This is a genomic window from Veillonella sp. HPA0037 (assembly GCF_000411535.1).
In the GTDB taxonomy this organism is placed as follows: Bacteria; Bacillota; Negativicutes; order Veillonellales; family Veillonellaceae; genus Veillonella; species Veillonella atypica.
In genome coordinates, this window is the sequence record NZ_KE150483.1 from 1884730 (window position 1) to 1910011 (window position 25282).

The following is a 25282-nucleotide window of genomic DNA, read 5'->3' on the forward strand; positions in this document are numbered from 1 at the left end:
GCAAGGAGGTTCTTATGAATCCATATATGACACAAACGCCAAATGCTAATGATGTAGCATTGGTAGAAAGTATTGTATCTCAACGGTTAAAGGGCTCTATTTTATGGATGGTTGTTGGTTTATTGACCACATTGGGTATTGGTATTGCGACGCTAATGAATCCGTCATGGGCGCGCTTTGCAGCTAGCAATTTTAATATTTTATTGATTGCAGAAGTAGCGGTGGTATTCTTGTTTAGCATGCGCACGTATAAGGCCAATGTTATGTCCCTATATGCGATGTTCTTCATCTATAGTGCATTGAATGGCGTTACCTTATCACTTGTTTCGTTAGCATATGGCATCATGGAAGCTACTGTACCAGCATTGATTGGAGCATTGGCGTTCTTCGTTGCCTTTTCTATTGTAGGCCTTACAACTAAGAAGAATTTAGCCGGATTAACACCGTACTTAGTGGCTGCTATATTTGGTATGATTATCGTAAGTCTTGTATTTATGGCAGCATCGTATTTTTCGATTCCATATCTTAGTTCCATTAGTTATAGTACAATTAGCTTGATTCTTGGCTACATTGGGGTCGTGGTATTTTCCATTTTTACGGCTGTTGATATGAACATGATTAAAAACAGCGTTACTCAATTGGCACTATCTGAAGATGAAACGATTTTAGATCGTATTGAAATTGCTGGTGCACTTAGCTTGTATCTCGATTTCATTAACTTGTTCTTATCCTTGTTGCGTATCTTTGGTAATAGACGCTAATATCTGAATAGTGTATGTGAAAGCACCTTATATACTGTTAGAAATCTTTATTGAGATTTTACATAACAGATATAAGGTGCTTTTTGTATGTTACATATTCTAATTTGTTATTCCTATATTCTATATAATATCATTGACAGAGGACATTTGTTTTTTTAATATATTATGGTACGTATCATATAGTAAGTAGAAAGGATTCATATGAACTCATCATCTGTACCAGAGCCTCAAAGTGGGGCCATCGATTTCAAGGATTTTACAAGGCGGCGTATGTTGCATGTCATCCTACCATTATTTATTGTTTCTATTATTGCCTTTTTAGACCGTGTAAATATCGCCTATGCAGGCTTGACCATGAAAGAGAATTTACCATGGTTAACACCAGAAATATTCGGTATGGGCGCAGGTATATTCTTTATTGGCTATGTTTTATTTGAAGTCCCTGCATCTCTGTTAGCATCGAGATTTAATGCGATGCATTGGGTAGCGCGTATCATGTTTAGTTGGGGCATTGTATGTGTCCTCATGACGACAATGACTACGGAGTGGGAGTTCTTCTTATATCGATTCTTGTTAGGTTTATGTGAAGCGTCATTATATCCGGTTATCTATTCTTTATTGATACCTAATTGGTTTTTACCGAGAGAACGGGCAAAGGCAATTTCCTTAATGCTTACATCTCTATTATTCTCTAACATTATCGGCGGTCCATTAGCAGGCGTATTGCTCGATACGACATTTTTTGGATTACATGGATGGCGTACGTTGTTTATTGTAGAAGCATTACCAGCCGTTATCTTTGCTTTCATTTTTGCATTCTGGATGAAAGAAAAACCAGAAGAGGCTGCTTGGGTAACTGATGCAGAGAAAGAATACATTAAAGAAGAGCTTGCTAAGGAAGAAGCTGAAAAACAATCCGTAAAGAAATACACTATTTGGCAAGCCTTGAAAGATCCAAAGGTATTGCGATTAGCATTAATTTATTTCTTGTGGGTTATTGGGTTCTGGGGGTTCAGTTTCTGGATGCCACAAGTGCTTAAAAGCTTATCCGGATGGCCACCAAGTGTTGTAGCTTGGTCTATTGCCATTCCGATGAGTGCTGCCTTATTAGTACAAGTTTTCTGTGGCTATTCCTCAGAGAAACGCAATGAAAAACGTTGGCATGTGGCGACCACATTATTTGTTGGTACCATAGGTTTTATTGCCACACCACATAGTCCATCACCTGAAATTAGCTTGTTATTCATCTGTTTAACGGCTGTAGGCGTGTATGGTGGTATGGGCGTATGGTGGACGATGCCAACTACATTCTTATCTGGCGCAGCTGCAGCAGGTGCGATGGGCCTTATCAATTCATCCGGTAATATGGGCGGTTGGGTCGGCCCATATATGCTTGGCTTTATCAACGGTCATACAGGTAGCTTTACTTACGGTTACTATGTAATGGGCGCTTGTATGTTCCTAGCAGGTCTATTGATTTTGACATTACCTAAATCTATGGAACACAAGGAAGATTAAGTTAAAAATTAAATACAAATTTAAAAAGAGTTATATTTTTTATTCTTTTCTATGACGGATATTGAATAAATATATAGCTCTTTTTCTTTTAGTAAATATATTGTTTTATGTATAATAAGAGTAATGTAATCTACAGTAAAAAGAGAGGCTACTATGTATAAAACGTTATTATTAGCAAGCGTATTAACAACTTTTACACTAGGTGTATCTGTAAGTGCGATATCATTACATGATCCGACGGGTGAAGGTAGAGCTGCCTTTGAGAAAATTGCAGTGTACAACCGTGACATTGTTAAAGTTTCAGGTCCTTATGATTCATGGGAGACAGCTGTTAAGAATTTAGAACGCGCTAAATATATTGGCGATTTAGAACAACATAAGACGATAGATAAATTACAGAGTCAATTGAAGCCTATATTAGGCGGTTATTATGTATCAGCATATTACGTAGATTTTAGTATCCTTACTCATGATGAGGGTATTGTTAAAATAAAACCGACCGGTAATGATGTAGGTGAGACTAAATATATTGTAGAGTATAAAACTCAAGAGCATTATATTGATTCAATATTATGGAATCCTTTTGTAGAGAAAGTTATTACAGTAGCAGATCCGATTATTTCTTATGAGAATCAGTATGGAACGGGAAAACTTATAGTTGTGACAGCCTTTGGATATCAAGAGGATGTTCAAGGTTTTCCAGATAAGGGACTTATAGCTGCAAATAAAGCTTATAAGGCTGCTGAAGATACGTTAGTTAGTAGAGTGTTGGAATTAGGATGGGTTGATACATCTCGTGAAGCAGAGTTACGAGATTATTTAAATACAAATGATGGTGTTCATAAGGGGTACACTTTGGATGCCATGGGCTTTGGTGTTATGGCTCAAAAAGATCTCTTTCTTTATATAGATGATAAAGGTAATTTCCATCATAGGCACTACTCTGTTGTGAGTGAATGGGAAAAATCCTATAATAAGAATTTCAGTTTATATAGGCACATTCCCCTTGATAAAAAGATAAAAGCTATTACTGTGGTTCAAACGGATTAAGGCAGATATAATAAAAAGCCAGATACAATGTAAATACTTTTTAGTATGTATTGTATCTGGCTTTTATTTATTTTTTTACATCTGGTACATTACCAGGATTCATGTCTAGGTTAAGATCTGTAGATTTTAACGGATTAGGATCTCCATCAGGAGAAATAACCTTTAGTTCTGGATGCAACCATTCCAGTTGTTTTAGTTCCCAATCATATCTAGCGCCATCATTTTGTAATTGCCGGATATATTTTTGTAGTTCTTCAATTTGATCACTATGTTTATTAGCCATGCCTTCTAAAATATATAGACGTCCGGCCACACTATCTATGGTGGAACCATCATGATCTTCGTCGACGCGCCATTGTAGTTCGGATATTTGAACTTGCTGAATGATGATGACGATGATGAGAACTATAATAACGGCCCACATGGGCGTTTCTTTAGCTTTCAAAAGGGCCCGCAATTTAGTTGCGAGCCCAGATGGTTTGTTCATTATTTATGAGCCTCCAATTGTAGACCAGGTAATGGCAATTTGGAGTTTACAAAGTCTAACCACAAGCGAGAAGCGTGGGAGAGGTAATGACCTTTTTTCCAGATTACATATAAGGTATGGATGATTTCTGGAACGAGAGGACGTACAACTACCTTAGATCCTACTTCTGTGTTCTCGCCTACCTCAGGGCAGAGGCGAGATGGTAATAGGGCGATGGCTAAATCGGCACTTACTGTTTGTAACATGAGGTCACGTTGGCTTGTTTCGAATACGATATGAGGTTGGAAACCTGTGTGTTTACAAGCTTTAATGATTTCATCATGTAAATTGAAATCGTCCTTGTGAAGTACAAAGGATTCTTCTGAAAGCATATCCAATCGAATTTCTGGTTCCTTGGCAAGTGGGCTAGTTTTAGGAACGATAACGGATAATGGGTCAGATGTGAGATAGAAGGATTCAAATTCCTTAGGATTTGGCTTTGTACAGATGATACCGATATCAATCAAACCTTCTTGTACACTGATTTCAACCTTCTTAGAACCTTGTTCATATAATTCTAAATCGATTTGTGGGTATACCTTTTTAAACTCACCTAATAGTTGCGCAAAGATTGGTGCATCGGTAATAGGTGGGATACCAATTCGGATGGAACCTTGCTCCAAACGAAACTCGTTTTCAAAATCTGTTTTTAAATGTTCAAACATAAATACTACGCGTTTAGCGTGTGTTAAAAAGATGGTACCTCCATCAGTGAGTTCTACGGATTTAGCATTACGCATGAAGAGAACAACACCAAGTTCGTCTTCTAAGGCTTTGATTGTACGGCTAATCGCGGATTGTGAGATGTGTAAGTTTCTTGCTGCTTTACTAAAACTCTTTTGATCAGCCACTTCTACGAAGTATTTTAAATGGTGGAAATCCATAACTAACCCCCTAATATATAAAAGATATTACAAACCTAATTTAAAAATTGATTTTTGTAAATGAGAATAATTATTACTAAAACGCAATTAGCTATTACTTTAAGTAAAGTATGGATAGCGATATTGGCAAGGCGCCAAGCGCTGTATGTATTGCGTTGATATAGCCCGCCACGTTATAATGAGTCTATAGGGCTATATCAAGTTATGATATTAGGAATTATGGTTGTGCCCACTACAAAATAGTTTGTACTACATAATGCCATAAATATATATAACATATATATTATTGCATTATTTTTTCATGTACGCAAGTTTGTAATGGTTGTTATTCCTAAACATAATGATAGATTAAGCAAGTGTTCTATTTTTGCTAAATGCTTAAGGAGGCAATAATCACATGAGTCGTAAATTTAAAACTATGGACGGCAACCAAGCGGCTGCTCACGTTTCTTATGGTTTTACAGAAGTTGCTGCGATTTACCCAATCACTCCATCTTCTCCAATGCCAGAACACATTGACGAATGGGCTGCATCTGGTCGTAAAAACATCTTCGGTAACACTGTTCAAGTTGTAGAAATGCAATCTGAAGCAGGCGCTGCTGCTGCTGTTCACGGTTCCTTGCAAGCTGGTGCATTAACAACAACTTTCACATCTTCCCAAGGTTTGTTATTGATGCTTCCTAACTTATACAAAGTAGCAGGTGAATTACTTCCAGGCGTATTCCAAGTAGCTGCTCGTGCATTAGCTGCACATGCATTGGCTATCTTCGGTGACCACCAAGACGTAATGGCTGCTCGTGCAGCTGGCTGTGCTATGCTTGCAGAATCCTCCGTACAAGAAGTAATGGACTTGTCTGCAGTAGCTCACTTGACAGCTATTAAAACTCGTGTACCGTTCATCAACTTCTTTGACGGTTTCCGTACATCCCATGAAATTCAAAAAATTCAAATCTGGGACTATGAAGAATTAAAACCATTAGTAGATATGGAAGCAGTTCAAGCATTCCGTAAGAACGCTTTGAACCCAGATGCTCCTGTAACTCGTGGTACTGCAGAAAACCCTGACGTTTACTTCCAACATCGTGAAGCATCCAACAAATTCTACTTGAACGTTCCTGACGTTGTAGAACACTACATGAACGAAATCAACAAATTGGCTGGTACTAACTACCAATTGTTCAACTACGTAGGTGCTCCTGATGCAACTGACGTAATCGTTACTATGGGTTCCTCCGCACAAGTAGTAGAATCCACTGTAAATTACTTAAATAAATTGGGTCGCAAAGTTGGTTTCATCAACGTTCACTTGTTCCGTCCATTCGCAACAGATCGTTTGTTGAAAGCTCTTCCTCAAACTGTAGAACGCATCGCTGTTCTTGACCGTACAAAAGAACCAGGCGCTTTGGCTGAACCATTGTTCTTAGACGTTCAAGCTGCTGTAGTTGACGGTGGTCGTAACATCAAAGTTATCGCTGGCCGTTATGGTTTGAGCTCCAAAGACGTTATCCCTGCAGATATCGTTGCTGTATTCGATAACTTGAATGCTGAAAATGGTAAGAAATTCTTCACATTGGGTATCAATGATGATGTTACATTCTTGTCCTTAGATCGTGCTGAAGGCGTAGAAGTTGAAACTCCTGGTTTGACTGAATGTAAATTCTGGGGCTTCGGTTCTGACGGTACTGTAGGTGCGAACAAATCCGCTATCAAAATCATCGGTGACCACACTGACTTGTATGCACAAGCATACTTCGATTACGACTCCAAAAAATCTGGTGGCGTAACAATGTCTCACCTTCGTTTTGGTACTAACCCAATCAACTTACCTTACTTGATTACTGAACCTCAATTCGTAGCATGTCACCGTCAATCCTACGTACATGAATACGACTTGCTTCGCGGTATCAAAAAAGGCGGTACATTCTTATTGAACTGTACTTGGTCCCCAGAAGAATTGAACGAACATTTACCTGCTAAATTACGTCGTCAAATCGCAGAAAAAGAATTGAACTTCTACATCATCAATGCTGCGAAAATCGCTGCTGAAATCGGCTTAGGCGGTCGTATCAACATGGTAACTCAAGCTGCATTCTTCAAATTGACTGAAATCATCCCTGTAGATGACGCTATCAAATACTTGAAAGAATCCGTAGTTACTTCCTATGGTAAAAAAGGTCAAAACATCGTTGACATGAACAACGCTGCTATCGACCAAGGCGTTGGTGCTCTTGTAAAAGTAGACGTTCCAGCTGACTGGAAAAACGCTGTTGATGAAGGTGGTCACAAAGCTAAACCAGGCTGTGAATCCTGCCCATCTTTCGTTCAAAACATTGCACAACCAATCAATGCACAAGCTGGTTATGATCTTCCTGTATCCACATTCGCTGGTTACGAAGATGGTACATTACCTGCTGGTACTGCTAAATTCGAAAAACGCGGTCCTGCATTGTTCGTTCCAAAATGGATGCCAGAAAACTGTATCCAATGTAACCAATGTTCCTTCGTATGTCCACATGCTACAATTCGTCCAATCTTGGCAACTGAAGAAGAAGTGGCTGCAGCTCCAGAACATTTCGATACAATCCCTGCATTGGGCGCTAAAGACCTTCAATTCCGTATCGCAGTATCCCCATTAGATTGCTTGGGTTGCGGTAACTGCGTTGATATCTGTCCAGCTCCTAAGGGCAAAGCTATAGTAATGACTTCTATCGATTCCGAAATCGAACAAGCTGAAGCTTGGAACTACGCTGTTAACCTTCCTGTAAAAGAAAACCCTATGAAGAAGGAAACTGTTAAAGGTTCCCAATTTGAACAACCATTGTTCGAATTCTCCGGTGCTTGTGCAGGTTGTGGTGAAACTCCATACGCTAAATTGTTAACTCAATTGTTCGGCGATCGTATGATGATTGCGAATGCTACTGGTTGTTCCTCTATTTGGGGTGCTTCCATGCCAGCTTCTCCATACACAACTAACCAACAAGGTCAAGGTCCTTCCTGGGCAAACTCCTTGTTCGAAGATAATGCTGAATACGGCTATGGTATGTACATCGGCGTTAAGAAAATCCGTGAACAATTGCTTGAAGTAGCTAAGAAAGCTGTTGAAACAGCATCTGGCGAATTGAAAGAAGCATTGGAACAATGGATTGAATTCGCTAACCTTGGCGCAGCTACTCGTCAACGTTCCGCACGTTTGGTAGCAGCAATCGAAGCTGAAGGTGCTACAACTCCAGAATTGAAAGAAATTCTTGATAAAAAACAATTCTTAATCAAACGTTCTCACTGGATCTTCGGTGGTGACGGTTGGGCATACGATATCGGTTTCGGCGGTGTTGACCATGTATTAGCTTCTGGCGAAGACATCAACATCTGGGTATTCGATACTGAAGTATACTCCAACACTGGTGGTCAATCCTCCAAATCTACTCATGAAGCTGCTGTAGCTCAATTCGCAGCATCTGGTAAACGTACTAAGAAGAAAGACCTTGGCATGATGGCTATGTCTTATGGTTATGTATACGTAGCACAAGTAGCTATGGGTGCAGATAAAAACCAATTGATGAAAGCTGTTACAGAAGCTGAAGCTTATCCAGGTCCTTCCTTGATCATCGCTTACAGCCCATGTATCAACCATGGTATCAAAGCTGGTATGGGTAAAGCTCAAGAAGAACAACGCAAAGCAGTTGCTTGTGGTTACTGGGATCTTTACAGATACAACCCTCAACTTAAAGCTGAAGGTAAAAACCCATTCTCCTTGGATTCCAAAGAAGGCAACTACGACGAATTCCAAAACTTCCTTAAAGGTGAAGTTCGTTATGCTTCCTTGGCGAAAGCTGCTCCTGACGCTGCAGAAGAATTATTCGCTAAATGTGAAGAAGACGCTAAAGAACGTCGCTTAAGCTATGTTCGCTTACAAAAAGGTTTCGAAGAAGTTAAATAATTAATTTCTCTAAACTGCATATACAAGAGGCATCCTCATTGAGGATGCCTCTTTTGCATCTATCATCCTTATGAATAGGTGTATAGTACACATGATTTTGGTATAATAGATAGTATATATGTGTATTATTCATGTATTGTTTATACAATATATGTTTTTAATGATAGAGGATATTATGACTACGAATACAAATGACGTACAACAAACCATTTATAGTGAATTAGGCTATAAATCCATGCCATTCCCATATACCACACCAGCTACTCTTGAAGCCTATGCAGCTCTTGTGGGGGTTTCAGCACCTAACCCTAAAACTGCAAGAGTATTAGAGTTGGGAGCAACCTATGGTGGCAATATTATTTCCCAAGCATTATTTAATCCCGATGCAACATTTGTAGGTATTGAGCTTTCACAAGAACAAGTCGAAAAAGGCAACGAAGTGATTGCCAATGCAGGTTTAACCAATGTATCCCTTATTCAATCAGACATCGCATCTATTGGTAGTGAAATAGGTACCTTTGATTATATTATTGCTCATGGTGTATATTCTTGGGTCGATGACGGTGTTAAAGATGCATTGTTGCGCCTTATCGATGAACATTTAGCAGAGGATGGCATTGCCTACATTTCTTATAATACCTATCCAGGTTGGCATACGATGGACGAAGTACGTCAGTTAATGATGTTCAGCAACCGTGATAAAACACAGTTTAATCACAAGGAAAAGGTGCTGCATGGCAAAACGATTGGCAGTATTGTAGGTAGTCAAATTTTAAAATATGACAATCTAAAGGAACGAAATAGCAAATTCTTAGGTGCTCTTCGTTCTGTTATGCAAAAAGATGAATACTATGTTGGTCACGATCATTTAGAGCCAAACAATGACCCTGTATATTTCTATCAATTTAATGACCATTTAGGAGCGCATAATTTGGCATACTTATGCGATGCTGATTTAACTTTATCTATGGTACGTAGCTTTGATGCTGATATTGCGGATACACTAGATAAACTCGCACTTAATGACCATGTAGCTCAAGAGCAATATTTAGATTTTATACTAGATACGACCTTTAGAAAATCTATTATATGTAAGGCTAAGCATGCAGAATCTGTAACCTACGACATGGGAAATCCGGAACTTGTAAATTCTGTACCTATGCGAACCATTATTAACAACTTTACCTATACAATTCTCTTCAATGAAGAAGCATTGTCCATGTTTGAAAATGATATCGTACGCGATACATTCCAGTCCATTATTAAGGATGGCGGCCAGTTTAATATGATCGAGGCTTTAGCCATTGTGAAAGCTGCTAATGATGCTGCTAAGGGCGATGATGCAAGCTTAGAAACAGCTGTTAATGCGTTATATGTAGCGATGGCAGAACATATTGTACGCGGTGGTCTACGTTTCTTGAAACACCCACATCCTAAAGCTTACTATATGGAGGGACAATCCTTTGTACCTGCTAGATTTACAAAGTTTGTGAAAGCTTTAGTTGAATCTGGTACAGACATCATGTATGGGGCTACCTCTGAAAATGAAGCCGTGGAAAATCTGTCCGATGAAGATTTGATGTTTATGGAAATCCTTAATAAACCAAAGGCAAAATCTACTATTGTTAATGCGATTAAAAAGAATATCTTTGGCGGCGCACAAGCTGGTCAGGCAAAAAATCAAACAGCTATGGCTGAAGCGTTCTATGCTGAATTGACGAAACGCATGGAAACATTAGGCTATTTAGAAAATAAAATTAAATAAAGGTATTTCCTGTGTAGCATATGATAATAATGTGCGATGGAGGATAGATAAAGGCTAATTCTCGATATATAGAATTGGCCTTTATTTTTATGTTCAATATTTTCTTTTTATTTTATAAATATTACATTTTGTTATGTTAAGTTGCATAAAAGATATAGGAAAGATGAAGAAATGCATGAAAAATACATGAAGTAAACATGACTTTTATGATATACTTTATATGAGTGATTTTGTGTACATGTAATAATATGGTCATAGTAGGCCATATTTTGTTGTTAGTTAGTATAAGTATATTGTAAAAGGAGTTTTTCCATGGCATCTAAAAAGGCAGTACTAGTATATATACTAGAAATCCTACGAGATGAAACAGATGCAAATCATACATTATCTCAAGAGGAAATTCGTAGCATCTTAGCAAAGAAATATGAATTGACGGTAGATCGTAAAACCTTAGGGCGTCATCTAAATGATTTATATGAATCTGGTAATTTTAATATTGAATGTGAAGAATCTGCACTAGGTACAGATGGTTCGATTCGTCGTACCAATTTTTATATGATTCATCCCTTTGAAGAGGCTGAGTTACATTTGTTAATCGATGGTCTATTAGCATCACGTCATATTAGTGTAAATCAGCGTAAAGACTTGATTGATAAGGTATCTGCCTTGGGAGGTCGTTATTTTAAATCCCATGGAAAACAAATTAAGAGTACTCCTGATTCTCTTGTGAGAAGTCAGGATCTATTCCTAAATATTGATCTCATTGAAAAAGCGGTGACGGAAGGGAGAAAAATTTCGTTAGTCTATTATCAGCCTAGTACAGATAATAAATTATATCCTAATCTTGATTATGCAGGTAATGAGCGAAATTATATTTTTAATCCCTACCAATTAGTATCTAGTCGAGGACTCTACTACTTGGTAGGTAACCACGATAACCATGATGATATGTCTACACTACGTGTAGATCGAATTGGTAACATTAAGTTATTGGATATTCGCCGTAAGCCATTGCGGGAAATCCAAGGCTATCACAATCAAAATACCTTTGATGTAGATAGATACATGAAGGAACATATCTATATGTTTGGTGGTGAATCAGTAACGGTAGTATTTGAAGCAAAACGCAGTATCGTTAACCAAATTCTCGATTGGTTTGATGGAAATGTAACATTTTTAAACGAGACGCCTCAAAAGGTGGAGTGTCGTGTTCATGTTAATCGGGAGGCTTTCAAATATTGGGCACTACAATATATGCAAAGTGTGAAAGTATTATCGCCAGCATCATTAGTGTTCGATGTGCGTGAAGCCATTCGTGATGGATTATCACAATATGTATAAGAAGAAGGGCTCTAAGTATAACAGCCCTTTATTACGAAAAAGGAGCTATTGAGAAATCAATAGCTCCTTTTATGCGTTCTTAGAGAATATGCAATTTTTCTGCTTCTTTATAATCTTTTAATACTGGACGTGGTGGTAATTTATCGAAAATGCTGACAAGGTAAATCGCAATAGATGAGAAGATAAATCCTGGTACGATTTCATAAAGTCCAAAGAAGGCAAATTGTTTCCAAATTAGAACTGTAAGACCACCTACGACGATACCCGCAATACAACCACGGCGCGTCATGCGTTTCCAGAATAGGGAGAAGATGATAGCAGGACCAAAAGAGGCACCAAAGCCAGCCCATGCGTAAGCAACCATCGTAAGGATGAGGCTATCTGGATTTAATGCTAAGAAAATGGATATAGCCGCTACCAATAATACAACAATACGGCTTACAAGTACGAGTTCTTTGTCGGTTGCTGTTTTGTGAATGATATTAGCGTAAAAATCATTAGCAATAGCAGAGGCTGTTACTAATAGTTGAGCAGATGCAGTACTCATGATAGCTGCAAGTACAGCAGACCAGATAAGGCCAGCCATAAATGGCGTAAATAAACGTTCCGTCATAACGAGGAATATCGTTTCTGCATCTGTACCAACCAATTTTTCTGGTAGCATATATACGTGACCGATGAGGCCTACGAAAATAGCAGCTAATAAGGAAAGGATAACCCAAACCATAGCAATATTGGTAGATTTTTTTAGTTCCTTTGCATCGGAAATCGCCATGAAGCGAACTAGGATATGTGGCTGACCGAAGTAGCCAAGCCCCCAACCAAGGGATGAGATGATGCCGATAACAAGGGCAAACATATCACTTGTATCACCCCAAAGGTTTAAGCCTTGAGGAAATTCGCTTTGAATGAGTTGCATCGTATCAATAGGACCACCTAAGTACATAGCCGCCGTAATAGGTACAGCTAAGATGGCGAAGAACATCAACGCACCTTGAATACAATCCGTCCACGATACGGCGAGGAAACCACCGAGGAATGTGTAGAATACTACAATGCCCGCCGTAATAAAGAGGGATACCGTATAGTCCAAACCGAAGATGGTATTAAATAATTTACCCCCTGCTACAAATCCAGACGATGTGTAGATGAGGAAGAAAATTAAGATGAACAATGCGGAAATAACAGCTACCGAATGGGATTGATCGTGGAAACGATTTTTCAAATAATCCGGCAATGTTAAGCTGTCGCTAGCTACCTCCGTATGGTTACGCAATCTACGGGATACGAACCGCCAGTTGGCCCAGGTGCCCAAGGTAAGCCCTACGGCAATCCATACACCGGAAATACCTGTAGTATAGGCAAGACCTGGTACACCCATGAGCATCCAACCACTCATGTCTGATGCTTCTGCACTGAGTGCCGTAATCCACGGTCCCAGCTGTCTACCGCCTAGTATATAGTCCCCAATACTGTTCGATTTGCGATAGTAGTAGACACCGATGTACATCATCAGTCCTAAATACAAGGCAAAGGCGATTATGATCATTATGTTGTTGTGTGTCATGCCTATATAAAACCTCCTTAGGGTTGTTCACCACGTTAAAATATATACTAATTATTGTATCATAAATTGCCATTCTATAGGATATGTAAATCATATAATTTATTGGTAAATATTGATGATATTGTTAAAATTACTAAACAGTATTATATGAAAATAATTCAAAAAATACCTCAAAAAATGATACAATAAATAGACACGATATTTCATTTTGATATGGCATATAACATTGTTAATTTTGTACACATAGGAAAGGAGGTATACCGATGGAGGCTATTAATTCTCGTGATAGAGCGTTACAACTACTGCAAACCTACTTTGGGTATACATCCTTTCGGCCCGCTCAAGAGTCTCCTGTAGAGTCTTTATTAAAGAACGAGGATGTAGTGGCCATCATGCCTACTGGGGCAGGTAAATCGATATGCTTTCAAATTCCAGCTCTTTGTAAATCGGGGCTTACCGTCGTATTCTCGCCCTTAATATCTTTGATGAAAGACCAAGTTGATGGCTTGGTAGATCAAAATATACCGGCTGCCTTAATCAATAGTACATTAACGCAAACAGAATTTAATAAGACCATGTACGATGTACGTAGTGGGAATATTAAATTATTATATATTGCACCAGAGCGATTAGGTTCCAATTTTTTCTGCAATGTGTTACGCTCTATGCCTATCTCTCAAGTCATTGTTGATGAAGCGCATTGTATTTCGCAATGGGGCCATGATTTTAGACCTTCCTATCGATTGATAGGTGATTGGTTAGCTAGTTTGCCTAAGCGTCCCGTAGTGGGGGCTTTCACAGCGACGGCTACGAAGGCAGTAGAAAATGATATTAAAAAATTATTAGGTCTCGATCATGCGAATGTGTATGTTACAGGATTTGATAGGCCGAATTTATCGTTTTCCGTCGTGCGCACACCAAAGCGCATGGATTATGTAGTCGATTATGTGCGGCGTCATAGTCATGAAAATGGTATCATCTATTGCTCTACGCGCAAGGATGTAGAACGAGTCTACGATAATTTGACGCGTGCCGGAATCCAAACTGGATATTACCATGCCGGATTATCCGATGAGATGCGCAAAGATATGCAAAATAAATACGCCTTCGACCAATTACAAGTTATGGTAGCTACCAACGCATTTGGCATGGGCATCGATAAGAGTAATGTGCGGTATGTGTTGCATTACCAAATGCCGCGTAATATGGAGTCCTATTATCAAGAGGCGGGCCGTGCTGGACGCGACGGCGCACCGGCAGAATGTATTCTGCTCTATAGTGGGCAAGATGTGCGCGTTCATAAGTATTTGATTGAACAAGGTCATTTAGAACCACAGCGTGAGCAGGTAGAACTTAGAAAACTGCAGTCCATGATTGATTACTGTTTTTGTAGTACTTGCCTAAGAAAATATATGCTCGCCTATTTTGGTGAAATCGTTCCGTGGCTCGAATGCAGTAACTGTAGTTCCTGTAATACAAAAGGGGAACGTGTTAATGTCACGAAAGAGGCAAAGGCCATATTCCGTGCCATTATCGCCACCGAGGAGCGGTATGGTGCCTCTATGATTTCGTCCATCGTGCGCGGAGAACGGACTGATCGCATTACGAGGGCAGGTCTTGATGCCTTATCTGTATTTGGGTATTTATCGGATGTAGGGGATAAGGAGATTAAGGGCCTCATACAACAATTTGTGGCCTCTGGATACTTGCGGAGTTCTATGGGGAAATATCCGGTCTTATCCGTTACCGCCGGTGCAGAAGAGGTTCTAGCAGGACATAAAGAGGTAGAAGAAATTAGGCAAGAGGTTATCGTGCCATCTCGTAAAACGAAAAAATCAGCCTCTATCTCTCGCTCCGAAGTACCCCGTTCTGGTTCTGGTGGGCTATTTGAACATTTACGTCAACATCGCAAACAATTGGCATCGCAACTTAGCGTGCCGCCGTATATCATATTCCCTGACACGGTGCTTATCGATTTAGCCAATATACGGCCTAAAACATTAGGTGAGTTTGGCAATATAAAGGGCGTAGGGGAAGCAAAATTAAAGAAATATGGACTTTCATTTTTAGAGGCCATTTCACAATATAAGGGGTAACAAATTGGCGTTTCTATAACGCTATATTGAGTGATTTCTAATATGATTAGGGGGAACTATGAGCTTAGCAGATACACAATATCTCAATATTATTGAAAATATATTAGATCATGGCATATATGGTCAAAATAGAACAGGCATAGCCACATATAAATTGCCACAACAAATTATGCAGTTTGATTTACAAGAGGAATTTCCAATTTTAACTACAAAATTTGTGGCTTTCAAAACAGCTGTGAAAGAATTGTTATGGATTTGGCAAATGCAGTCCAATGATGTGCGTAAATTACAAGATATGAATGTCCATGTATGGGATGAATGGATGCGCGAAGATGGGACTATTGGCAAGGCCTATGGATACCAAATCGCTAAATACAAACAATTGGATAATCTCATCAAAACTATAAAAGAGGATCCAGATAGTCGCCGCATGATTGTTACATTATGGAATATTGAGGATTTGCCTGATATGGCTTTGCAACCTTGTGCGTATGAAACATTGTGGGATGTGGGCAATGGTTATTTAAACTGCATGCTCATCCAACGCAGTGGTGATATGGGGCTTGGTGTTCCATTTAATACGGCTCAATATGCTGCGCTCTTATGTATGATTGCTCAAGTAACTGGTTTGAAGCCTGGTAAGTTTACTCATATTATTAATAATGCACATATTTACGAAAATCATGTGGATGCATTGCGCGAGCAATTGTCTCGTCGAGATCAAGCGTTGCCAGCTCCAAAAATTCGTGTAAATTCAGAGATTACTGACTTTTATGATTTTACACCGGATGATATTGTGTTAGACGGGTATGAACATTTAGGCAAATTGGCTATGACCGTAGCCGTATAGGGGGATACTATGTTAGCACTTATCGTAGCGGTGGCACATCATCGCGTTATCGGCAAGGATAATTCTTTGATTTGGCATTTACCCAATGATTTGAAATTCTTTAAGGAAAAAACGACGGGCCACGTTATTATTATGGGCCGTAAGACCTTTGAAAGCTTGCCCTTTTTATTGCCTAATCGAGAACATTGGGTGATTACGAAAAATAAAGGTTTTAATGCACCGGAAGGGGTACGTGTATTTTCCTCCCCAGAGGCTGTTGTAAAGGCTGCTAAAGAGATAGATGTAGCCTATGTTATCGGTGGTGCACAAATCTACGAAGCCTTTTTACCGTATGTAGATGTAATGCATATTACGGAGGTTGACCATGAATTTGAAGGGGATGCTCATTTCCCTGAATTTGATGCATCAGCTTTCACAATTACCTCCGTTGTAGAGGGGACGGTAGATGATAAAAATACATATCCTCATCAATTTGTAACATATGAAAGAAAAGGACATAACTAATGGAATCAATGTTTGCCATTATTGCAAAGGAATTGGGTGTTAAGCCTGGTCAAGTAGAATCAGCGGTTACGCTCTTAGATGAAGGTAATACGGTGCCGTTTATCGCTCGTTACAGAAAAGAAGTAACAGGTGAATTACAAGATGAACAACTGCGAACTATCGAGGAACGCATTAAATATTTGCGCAATTTAGAAGCACGGCGTCAAGAAATCATCAATGCCATTACGGAACAAGAAAAGATGACCGATGAATTGATGGCATCTTTGATGAAAGCCGTAAAATTACAAGAATTAGAGGATTTGTATTTACCATATCGACCTAAGAAACGGACACGGGCCATGATTGCCCGTGAACGAGGACTAGAGCCTTTAGCAGATATGATTTTGAATGATACGGTCACATCCGGTAATCCTCTAGATATCGCAAGAGAATATATTTCTGAAGAAGTGCCTACACCGGAGGACGCCATTCAAGGTGCGTCGGACATCGTTGCAGAAATTGTCAGCGATAGTGCCGATTTCCGTGCTACTCTTCGTAAGCGTATGTGGAAGGAAGGTTTTATCCAAGCGGAACTCGTGGAAGATAATGAACACAAGGACCAATTCCTTCAATATAATGAGTATGCTGAACCAGTTCGTCAGATGCCGTCCCATCGTATCTTAGCGGTTAATCGAGGCGAAAAATTAGGGGCTCTTAAATTGGCCCTAACCGTACCCGATGAGTCCTATATTCAATACATGGTGCGTGGTATTACTAAAAATGAACAATCTATTTTTAGTGATGTGAAAGCTAGCGCCGTAGCAGATGCGTATAAACGCTTGATGTTCCCTGCTCTTGAACGGGATATTCGCAATGAATTAACCGAATCTGCAGATGAGCAAGCGATTAAGGTGTTTGGTGTAAATCTTAAAAATTTATTGTTACAACCGCCATTGGCAGGTCATGTTATTATGGGCCTTGACCCAGGGTATCGTACAGGTTGTAAGATGGCTATTATCGATGCGCAAGGCAATGTACTCGATTATGGTGCTTACTATTTAACGAATAGCGAAAAGCTAAAACAAGAAGCACAAAAGAAATTAGCGGAAAAGATTCGAAAATTCAATGTTACCTTATTGTCCATTGGTAACGGTACTGCCTCGTATGAAACAGAACAATTTGCATCTAAGATGATTGAAGAGGAAAAATTAGATTGCCACTACATCATTACTAATGAAGCAGGTGCATCTGTATATTCTGCATCAAAATTGGCCATTGATGAATTGCCAGATTTAGACGTAACGATTCGCGGCGCCGTATCTATTGCTCGTCGTGTACAAGATCCATTGGCAGAATCTGTTAAAATTGATCCTAAGTCTATCGGTGTAGGTCAATATCAACATGATGTAAATCAAAAGCAATTAACTCATACATTAGACCAAGTAGTTGAATCTGTTGTAAACCATGTTGGGGTAGAGCTTAATACGGCATCTCCGGCGATTTTGCAACATATTGCAGGCATTTCTGGTACGGTAGCAAAAAATATTGTAGCATTCCGTCAAGAAAATGGTGGATTTACTAGTCGTAAGCAACTATTAAAGGTGCCACGCTTAGGTCCCGCAGCATTTACTCAGTGTGCCGGTTTTTTGCGATTAAATGGTGCTAAGAATCCATTGGATAATACATCTGTTCACCCTGAGTCTTATGAATTAGCGGAACGTATCATTGGCGAGCTAGGCTTTACATTAAAGGATTTACAAGATAAATCCCAACTTGAAGCATTACAGGTCAAATTACCATTGGTTGATGTAGATAAGATGGCACATAAGCTTGATGCAGGTATTCCTACTGTGCGAGATATCATTGCAGCTCTTGCTAAGCCAGGTCGTGATCCTCGTGAGGATTTACCAGCACCTCTGACACGTAAACATGTAGTAAGTCTTGAGGATATTAAAGTTGGTACAGTTGTTAAAGGTACGGTGCATAATGTAGTAGACTTTGGTGCCTTTATTGATTTTGGTTTAAAAACGAATGGTTTATTACATCGTAGCGAACTATGCACGGCGAAACAACATCCTTCTGATGTACTTGCTGTAGGCGATATTATTGAAGCCGAGATCATCTCTGTTGATGTAAAACGAAATCGTATCGGATTATCCGTCAAGTCATTGAGAAACAAAGACAAGAAAAAGGCCTAATCTAGTTAGGGTAATTCGCAAAAAATTATACATGTCAAAATTGAACATGATTAAAAGGCGTCCTTTAGGTAATAGAGGACTCCTTTTTTATAGTTAGACTTATCGAAAAAAGTTATATACATATCGATTTTGGTATAGAATAAGGCTATTGAGAATACAATAAAATCGCTATATCGAAAACAATAAAACAGATTGAAGTATTTAGATATTAGGTGTATGATGAACCCATAGAAGACAATTAATAGTCATTATCCATTAAAGGAGGAAGTACTATGAGTTTACATATTAACGAAAGATATGGTCTATTAATCAATAATGAATGGGTACCTGCATCTGATGGTGCTGAATTTAATGTATATAACCCTGCTAATGGCGAGCAACTTGCCATTTGTGCAGAGGCGACAAAGGATGATGTTGATCGTGCTGTAGCAGCTGCAACTGAGGCTTTTAAAACATGGAAAAATGTATCCCAAGTCGATCGGGCCGATTATTTATTAAAGATTGCAGATGCCATCGATGCTCATAAAGAACATTTGGCGCAAGTAGAAACCTACGACAATGGTAAACCTATCCGTGAAACATTAAATGTAGATATACCGTATGGTGCGGATCATTTCCGTTACTTCGCCGGTGTGCTTCGCGCGGAAGAAGGTTCAGCACAGGTGTTTGATGAAAATACATTGAGCCTTATTATTCGAGAACCAATTGGCGTGGTTGGTCAAGTAGTACCTTGGAACTTCCCATTCCTAATGGCCGCATGGAAATTGGCACCAGCTCTTGCAGCAGGTTGTACCGTTGTTATCAAACCTTCTAGCCATACATCTCTTAGTTTGTTAGAACTAGGTAGCATTTTGAAAGACATTTTACCTCCAGGTGTTGTAAACATCGTAACTGGTAAAGGTTCTAAATCTGGTCAATATATCCTTGATCATCCAGGATTTAGCAAATTGGCTTTCACAGGCTCTACAGAAGTTGGCCTCGATGTATATAAAGCGGCATCTGAACGATTGATTCCTGCTACATTGGAATTGGGTGGCAAATCAGCAAATATTTTCTTTGACGATGCGAACTGGAAACAAGCTCTTGATGGGGCATTGCTTGGCATCTTATTTAACCAAGGCCAAGTATGTTGCGCTGGTTCTCGTATTTTTGTACAAGACACAATTTATGATAAATTTGTAGCTGAACTGTCCGCATTGTTTGATAAGGTGAAAGTAGGACTTCCTTGGGATGAATCTACACAATTGGGATCCTTAATTTACGAAGCACAAGTTAAGAAAGTGCTTAGCTACGTAGAACTTGCTAAAGAAGAGGGCGCTCGTGTTGTGGCCGGTGGCGAACGCATTACCGATGGCGAACTTGGTAAAGGCTGTTTCGTAAGACCGACACTCATCGTAGATGCTACCAACGATATGCGCGTAGCTCGCGAAGAAATCTTTGGTCCAGTAGCTGTTGTCATCAAATTCCATAGTGAAGACGAAGTAATCGAACAAGCTAATGATAGCTTATACGGCCTTGGCGGTGGCGTATTTACACAAAACCTTAACCGAGCTATCCGAGTAGCTCGAGCCATCGAAACAGGTCGTATGTGGGTTAATACATATAACTCCATCCCAGCAGGCGCACCATTCGGTGGTTACAAACAATCTGGTATCGGCCGTGAAACTCACAAAGTTATCCTTGAGCACTACACTCAAATGAAAAACATCATTGTAAACTTAAGTGATAAACCATCTGGGTTTTATGATTTAGATTAATAATTTAATAGCTTTTCCTTTTACTTATATTTGATAAGAAGGCACCTCGAAGAGGTGCCTTTTTTGGCATAGCTTGAGGACAGTCTTTTATATATGGATGTATACCATATGTTATAATTAAGGTCATATAAGAGGTACTGTAGAAGAAACTGGAGAGACAATGAATCATATTCTCATCAAAAAACTGTATAATCCCCAATATGATTTATTATCTATTAAGGATAAGGAAGAATTATTAAGTCAAATCGGAAAAATATATAATTTAGAGTTACTATGTTTTGATGAATTTGATGCATTTGGTAAATCCACCTATACGGCAATATATCGTTCATATGATGGCATAGATTTTGTATTTGTTCCTGGGGATACCGTTAGGCTCGGTCTTAATTTTGACAATAAAAAGTTGCAAGATATTTTTGATAAAGAAAGCTTAATGGATCTTGCCTACGTATTTTTAGATGGTTACGAAGATGAAATTTATAGTGAAGAGGATATTTTAACTAAGATTAGCGAAGCACTGGCAGATGAGGCAATAATATCTAACATAGAAAATTATCTTACGCATAATTTTACCCAAGAGGGTGAATTTATAATACATCCGCTTTTAGTACAAAAAACGTATAGTGAAACCTGTTGGATACCTATTTCCGATGAGGAACTTATACAAAATAAAGAGTGGCAAAATATGATTAAAAAAGCGGAGATAAAAGGCCTTTCTGAAGTTATGGTTCATAACACAGTTTGCTTATATAAAACAGATGATAGCAATTGGTGTGGCAAATATTATGAAGTCACCACATTTAAGAAACTGTTACAAAACATAAAAGATAATGGATACTCTCTTCCTACACAAAGAGAATGGGAGTATTTATCTGGCAAGGGGTGTAGAACCATTTTTCCTTGGGGGAATAATATAGATTTCTCTATGAATTTAAAACATATGGAATGGATGGATAATGATGGAGAGTATACATTAGAAAAGGAAAACTTTTTTGGATTGATTATCGGTGATGATCCATACTGCAGAGAAATTGTATATGATGCTGAGGGATTTTCCTATAAAGGTGGAGATGGTGGCCGTAATATATGTGGGGGATTAGGTGTTGTTTGGGGTTATTTTCCAGTTTCGCCATACTTTAAAGATAAGGAATTATCAATAGGTGATTATATAAATGGTGGATATGATTTCTTTAGGAGGATTATAAGAATTAATGATAGGTGAAGCTCAAGGAGGACATTTAATTGCAAAGATATTCAATGGTTCTGGTGATAAAGCTACAATGACCAATGAACTGCTCATAGAAAAGATAAGCTAATAGCAGATTATGACTCTTCGCTAGAACAATGGCTGAGTGCTGCTGTAGGTGGTTATACTTTACATGTTATTGGTATTGAAGCTGGTGCACATATATCTGTAAATCAAACCATGGTTAAATTCGTAGGATATCAAAATCAACTTTAGAAGGGAAGAGAAATAATGTTTGTTAATCCATGGCAGTTTTGCGTGGCAATCGTTCTTATGATTTGGGGGACATATTTTATTACATATCGTTTCTGGTGTCGTCGAAAAGGTATTTCTGTAGAGATTTTGTCAGTTAAGCCTAGAATTATTAAAGAACTTCCTAATTTCACAGTTATTTATGGATATGATGTTAAGTATCTATTAAATGGTGTAGAATATACAGCTCAAAGCCTAGAGTTTTACATTACAGTATTGGTTCCAGGGCCGATGATCCCTTATAGTATGACGGGAAAATTGTTACAGAATGGAAAGGTAAGTCTTGATAAAGTAAAAACAAATATGACATATGGCGTTGTATTGTGGGTGTTTGCTATTATTTTCTTGGCTGAGTTATATTAATAGTTATTTATCTAATCGAATAGAGGTGTGTTTATTAGAAATGGATAAACATGCCTCTATTGTGTATTTAGACATATTTAACTATTAATTACTCTAACATAGATAAAGATTATATTACATCCTTATTTATACATGTCTTTCAGCTCGTAATACAATATGGGGTGTATCTTCAAAACTAAAGCCTATATAAGATTATAAAACTTATTAATCATAGGTGTTTTATTGTTGTTCCAATAATGATGTTATGGTAAATACACGGTTAATATCATATGTGTATTACATATGATTACCACCTTAATTATATTGTCAGTGATGAAATCAAAATTATACTTTTTTATATCATCATTTTAGTACATTCTTAGAGTATCATTCACAAGAAGTTATAACCTTATTGGGGGCAGTAAGATCAAGGTTTGTGTTTTTTACCAATACATTTTGTCCTATAACCCCAATTTTTTGTGTTTCTTATATTTTAAAGAGGCTGCAACTAGAATACGGTAAAACCGGATTCTGTTACAGCCCCTTTCGAGTTATTCATTATAATTTTGTTTCCATAGCATTAGAAGACATTTTTTATGATGTAGTTGATTACGATGAGTGGAACGATACTAACTACTAAGGTTATTGCTGTATCGCGTGCAGACATATTGTATTCTGCAATACATAGTTTTAATAAAGTAAATGCGGTCCACCCATATACTAAAACATTTAAGATGAATATAACTGTTCTTACTAGACCATATGGGAATGTGGCAGTATAGATACCTATCATGAACGGCATGAGCACGATATTTTGAACTAACACAAGTAGAGCATATACACTTACACCATACATGAATTGTTTAATTGTATCTGGTAAGTTTACGTTTACTGTAGGATATGTACGCTGACAGTAAAAATTAAAGATATAGCTTGCTAGTAGAGCAGGAATGATAGCTTTCAAAAGTCCTTTAAATATAAGACCCAATAAGGTAGTGAATGAAAAAATGGTAAAGAATTTATAGCCTACAATACTTGTTGTAATGCAAGCTAAGATATAGGTTAATATTGCCATTGCTACATATGTAATAATACCCATTGGTAGGGCTTCACTAAGGTTGCCCGTGTTTTTGAGTTCATTGCTACCTTTTTCTGGGGACAAGGTGAGTGTTAATAGATGTGTCCAATTGATTCCGTTCATAATTTCCTCTCTCTCCAAATTAAAATGAATATATATACTGATTATTATAATCAGACATATGTATATTAAATGAAAGAGAAGCCATCGTTTTATGAAAACCTTTTAAAGCACTATTTAATTTTGTTGACGTTAAATATTTTTAAATGTTCTGGCAGGGTAGGTGAACCATCAGCTGATTTTACCTCTACACGAATATGCATTGTTGTGTTGAACTGAGGATACATATTTTTACATTCCGCACAAAGTTGATTGATGCGAAGAAAGAGGTTTTGAATATCATGATTGTGGACCGCATCATATGGAATAGTGAGGCTGAAACTCCAAGCATCTTCTCCGAAAAGGTATCTCCTATAAGATACATAGTTTAATTCTTCATCGGTGAGATATTTTTGAAATAAAGGGTATATGGTTACCAACGGAATATTTGTATAAATGAATTTATCTGTAATAGGGAGGCCGCCACCATCGTAATTTACATTTTCTTCCTGTATTAAAATAGGTAGATTTGGATAGGCGTCGAAGGTTGCGGTCCAGGTGTGGTTAATGTGTTTTTCTATGGTGTAAGGCATATGAGGGTAGTTTTGAGATATATATTCTTTTACTTCCTCAGTAGAATAGTGTGTGAATAGGTGGCATCCAGATGTGGTGAGTAGTATAGCGAGAAACACCATAGTTGTAAAGGCTTTATGCTGTATTTTCATTTCAATGGATCTCCTTCGATTATAAAGGCGTATTCATTACAATAGTATTATACTTAACATAATTTCTTTATTAATATTGGGATAAGCGGAATATTTTTCTGTACTCTTCCGGTGCATCAGAACCATCAGATGGTTTTATGATGACTCTAATATATATTTTTTCTTTGAAATCTGGATATGTTGCAGCATATTCTTTGCAGAATTGATCCATTCGATTGTAAAAATTTGTTACATCATGGTTTTCTATGGCTGAATAAGGAATTGGCATTTCAATATACAAAGTAGATGTATCGTATGTAGCATAGGATAATTCTTCTGTTGTTAGATAGTTTTTCATTAATGGGAATGCGGTTATTAATGGAATATTGGTTATCAGTACTCGGTCGACTTGTGGCACTACAGGTGCAGAGGTGTGTATGCCTTCAGATATTTCAATGGGCATTTGTGGATATTTGTCAAAGGTGACTTGCCATGTATTGCCCCATCGTGATTCTAGGTGATAGGTTAGATTAGGATAGTTCTTATTTATATATTGTTGTACCTCATCCTCACTATAATGTGAGAGGAGATGACAACCCGTTGTTAGTATGAGTGAGACGATAATCAGCGGCAATAATATAAATCGTTTTAGGGCAAATAGTTTCATTGTATATTCCTTTTATACTACTTTAGAAAGCCCAGTAAATCATAATTACTTTACAGGCATTGTTTAATTTATTAGCGGAATTTTGGAGTACATTATTTTAATTATATTATACCTAAATTATATGTTTACTCATATAGTTGATTAATACCATATAACTCTCT

The 25282-nt window shown here is 38.1% G+C and carries 19 protein-coding genes; 13 read left to right on the plus strand and 6 right to left on the minus strand.

Annotation, left to right across the window (positions count from 1 at the left end; genetic code table 11):
* The first annotated feature begins 14 nt into the window (after positions 1–14).
* From HMPREF1477_RS08600 to HMPREF1477_RS08610, 3 genes are all read left to right on the plus strand, one after another.
* Positions 15–761, plus strand: coding sequence for a Bax inhibitor-1/YccA family protein (locus HMPREF1477_RS08600; RefSeq protein ID WP_005378409.1), 747 nt, complete (start codon positions 15–17; stop codon positions 759–761).
* 201 nt (positions 762–962) lie between these two features.
* The gene (locus tag HMPREF1477_RS08605) at positions 963–2279 is read left to right on the plus strand and encodes an MFS transporter (protein WP_009660750.1); all 1317 of its coding nucleotides are present in this window, start codon (positions 963–965) and stop codon (positions 2277–2279) included.
* 153 nt (positions 2280–2432) lie between these two features.
* Positions 2433–3329 (plus strand): hypothetical protein, encoded by an 897-nt coding sequence (locus HMPREF1477_RS08610; protein ID WP_016476544.1) that lies wholly within the window; start codon positions 2433–2435, stop codon positions 3327–3329.
* 67 nt (positions 3330–3396) lie between these two features.
* On the opposite strand, the gene HMPREF1477_RS08615 is transcribed toward HMPREF1477_RS08610, so the two are convergent.
* Together HMPREF1477_RS08615 and HMPREF1477_RS08620 are read right to left on the minus strand one after the other, a co-directional pair.
* Positions 3397–3816: a hypothetical protein gene (locus HMPREF1477_RS08615; RefSeq protein WP_016476545.1), complete on the minus strand. Its 420-nt coding sequence runs from the start codon at positions 3814–3816 to the stop codon at positions 3397–3399.
* Positions 3816–4739 (minus strand): LysR family transcriptional regulator, encoded by a 924-nt coding sequence (locus HMPREF1477_RS08620; RefSeq protein WP_005378410.1) that lies wholly within the window; start codon positions 4737–4739, stop codon positions 3816–3818. Before HMPREF1477_RS08620 ends, HMPREF1477_RS08615 begins: the two co-directional genes overlap by 1 nt.
* Positions 4740–5136: 397 nt before the next feature.
* Here HMPREF1477_RS08620 and nifJ point away from each other — a divergent pair, with 397 nt between their 5' ends.
* The 3 genes from nifJ to HMPREF1477_RS08635 all read left to right on the plus strand — a co-directional run bounded on the left by nifJ (position 5137) and on the right by HMPREF1477_RS08635 (position 11782).
* A complete protein-coding gene (gene nifJ, locus HMPREF1477_RS08625) occupies positions 5137–8676 on the plus strand; it encodes a pyruvate:ferredoxin (flavodoxin) oxidoreductase (protein WP_016476546.1) in 3540 nt (1179 codons plus the stop codon).
* Positions 8677–8851: 175 nt separating this feature from the next.
* Positions 8852–10441: a methyltransferase regulatory domain-containing protein gene (locus HMPREF1477_RS08630; RefSeq protein WP_016476547.1), complete on the plus strand. Its 1590-nt coding sequence runs from the start codon at positions 8852–8854 to the stop codon at positions 10439–10441.
* Between the two features lie 312 nt (positions 10442–10753).
* Positions 10754–11782, plus strand: coding sequence for a YafY family protein (locus HMPREF1477_RS08635; RefSeq protein ID WP_005378417.1), 1029 nt, complete (start codon positions 10754–10756; stop codon positions 11780–11782).
* A 79-nt stretch (positions 11783–11861) separates the two neighbouring features.
* On the opposite strand, the gene putP is transcribed toward HMPREF1477_RS08635, so the two are convergent.
* Positions 11862–13349 (minus strand): sodium/proline symporter PutP, encoded by a 1488-nt coding sequence (putP, locus tag HMPREF1477_RS08640; protein WP_016476548.1) that lies wholly within the window; start codon positions 13347–13349, stop codon positions 11862–11864.
* A gap of 263 nt (positions 13350–13612) precedes the next feature.
* On the opposite strand from putP, the gene recQ reads away from it, so the two are divergent.
* The 7 genes from recQ (at position 13613) to HMPREF1477_RS08675 (ending at position 22594) form a co-directional block, all read left to right on the plus strand.
* Entirely contained in the window at positions 13613–15445 is a 1833-nt protein-coding gene (gene recQ / locus HMPREF1477_RS08645; RefSeq protein WP_016476549.1) for a DNA helicase RecQ, read from the plus strand.
* A 58-nt stretch (positions 15446–15503) separates the two neighbouring features.
* Positions 15504–16295, plus strand: a complete 792-nt coding sequence (locus tag HMPREF1477_RS08650) for a thymidylate synthase (protein ID WP_016476550.1) — start codon at positions 15504–15506, stop codon at positions 16293–16295.
* Between the two features lie 9 nt (positions 16296–16304).
* A complete protein-coding gene (locus HMPREF1477_RS08655) occupies positions 16305–16799 on the plus strand; it encodes a dihydrofolate reductase (protein WP_016476551.1) in 495 nt (164 codons plus the stop codon).
* Complete coding sequence (locus tag HMPREF1477_RS08660) at positions 16799–18976, plus strand: Tex family protein (protein WP_016476552.1); 2178 nt, start codon at positions 16799–16801, stop codon at positions 18974–18976. The genes HMPREF1477_RS08655 and HMPREF1477_RS08660 overlap by 1 nt, the downstream gene beginning before the upstream one ends.
* Before the next feature lie 272 nt (positions 18977–19248).
* Positions 19249–20733: an aldehyde dehydrogenase family protein gene (locus tag HMPREF1477_RS08665; RefSeq protein ID WP_016476553.1), complete on the plus strand. Its 1485-nt coding sequence runs from the start codon at positions 19249–19251 to the stop codon at positions 20731–20733.
* A 160-nt stretch (positions 20734–20893) separates the two neighbouring features.
* Positions 20894–21955, plus strand: a complete 1062-nt coding sequence (locus tag HMPREF1477_RS08670; RefSeq protein WP_016476554.1) for a hypothetical protein — start codon at positions 20894–20896, stop codon at positions 21953–21955.
* Between the two features lie 255 nt (positions 21956–22210).
* Positions 22211–22594: a hypothetical protein gene (locus HMPREF1477_RS08675; RefSeq protein WP_016476556.1), complete on the plus strand. Its 384-nt coding sequence runs from the start codon at positions 22211–22213 to the stop codon at positions 22592–22594.
* Positions 22595–23153: 559 nt separating this feature from the next.
* Here HMPREF1477_RS08675 and HMPREF1477_RS08680 read toward each other — a convergent pair.
* From HMPREF1477_RS08680 to HMPREF1477_RS08690, 3 genes are all read right to left on the minus strand, one after another.
* A complete protein-coding gene (locus HMPREF1477_RS08680) occupies positions 23154–23774 on the minus strand; it encodes a hypothetical protein (protein ID WP_016476557.1) in 621 nt (206 codons plus the stop codon).
* A 110-nt stretch (positions 23775–23884) separates the two neighbouring features.
* A complete protein-coding gene (locus tag HMPREF1477_RS08685; RefSeq protein ID WP_016476558.1) occupies positions 23885–24475 on the minus strand; it encodes a hypothetical protein in 591 nt (196 codons plus the stop codon).
* A gap of 70 nt (positions 24476–24545) precedes the next feature.
* A complete protein-coding gene (locus HMPREF1477_RS08690; protein WP_016476559.1) occupies positions 24546–25121 on the minus strand; it encodes a hypothetical protein in 576 nt (191 codons plus the stop codon).
* Positions 25122–25282 lie beyond the last annotated feature (161 nt).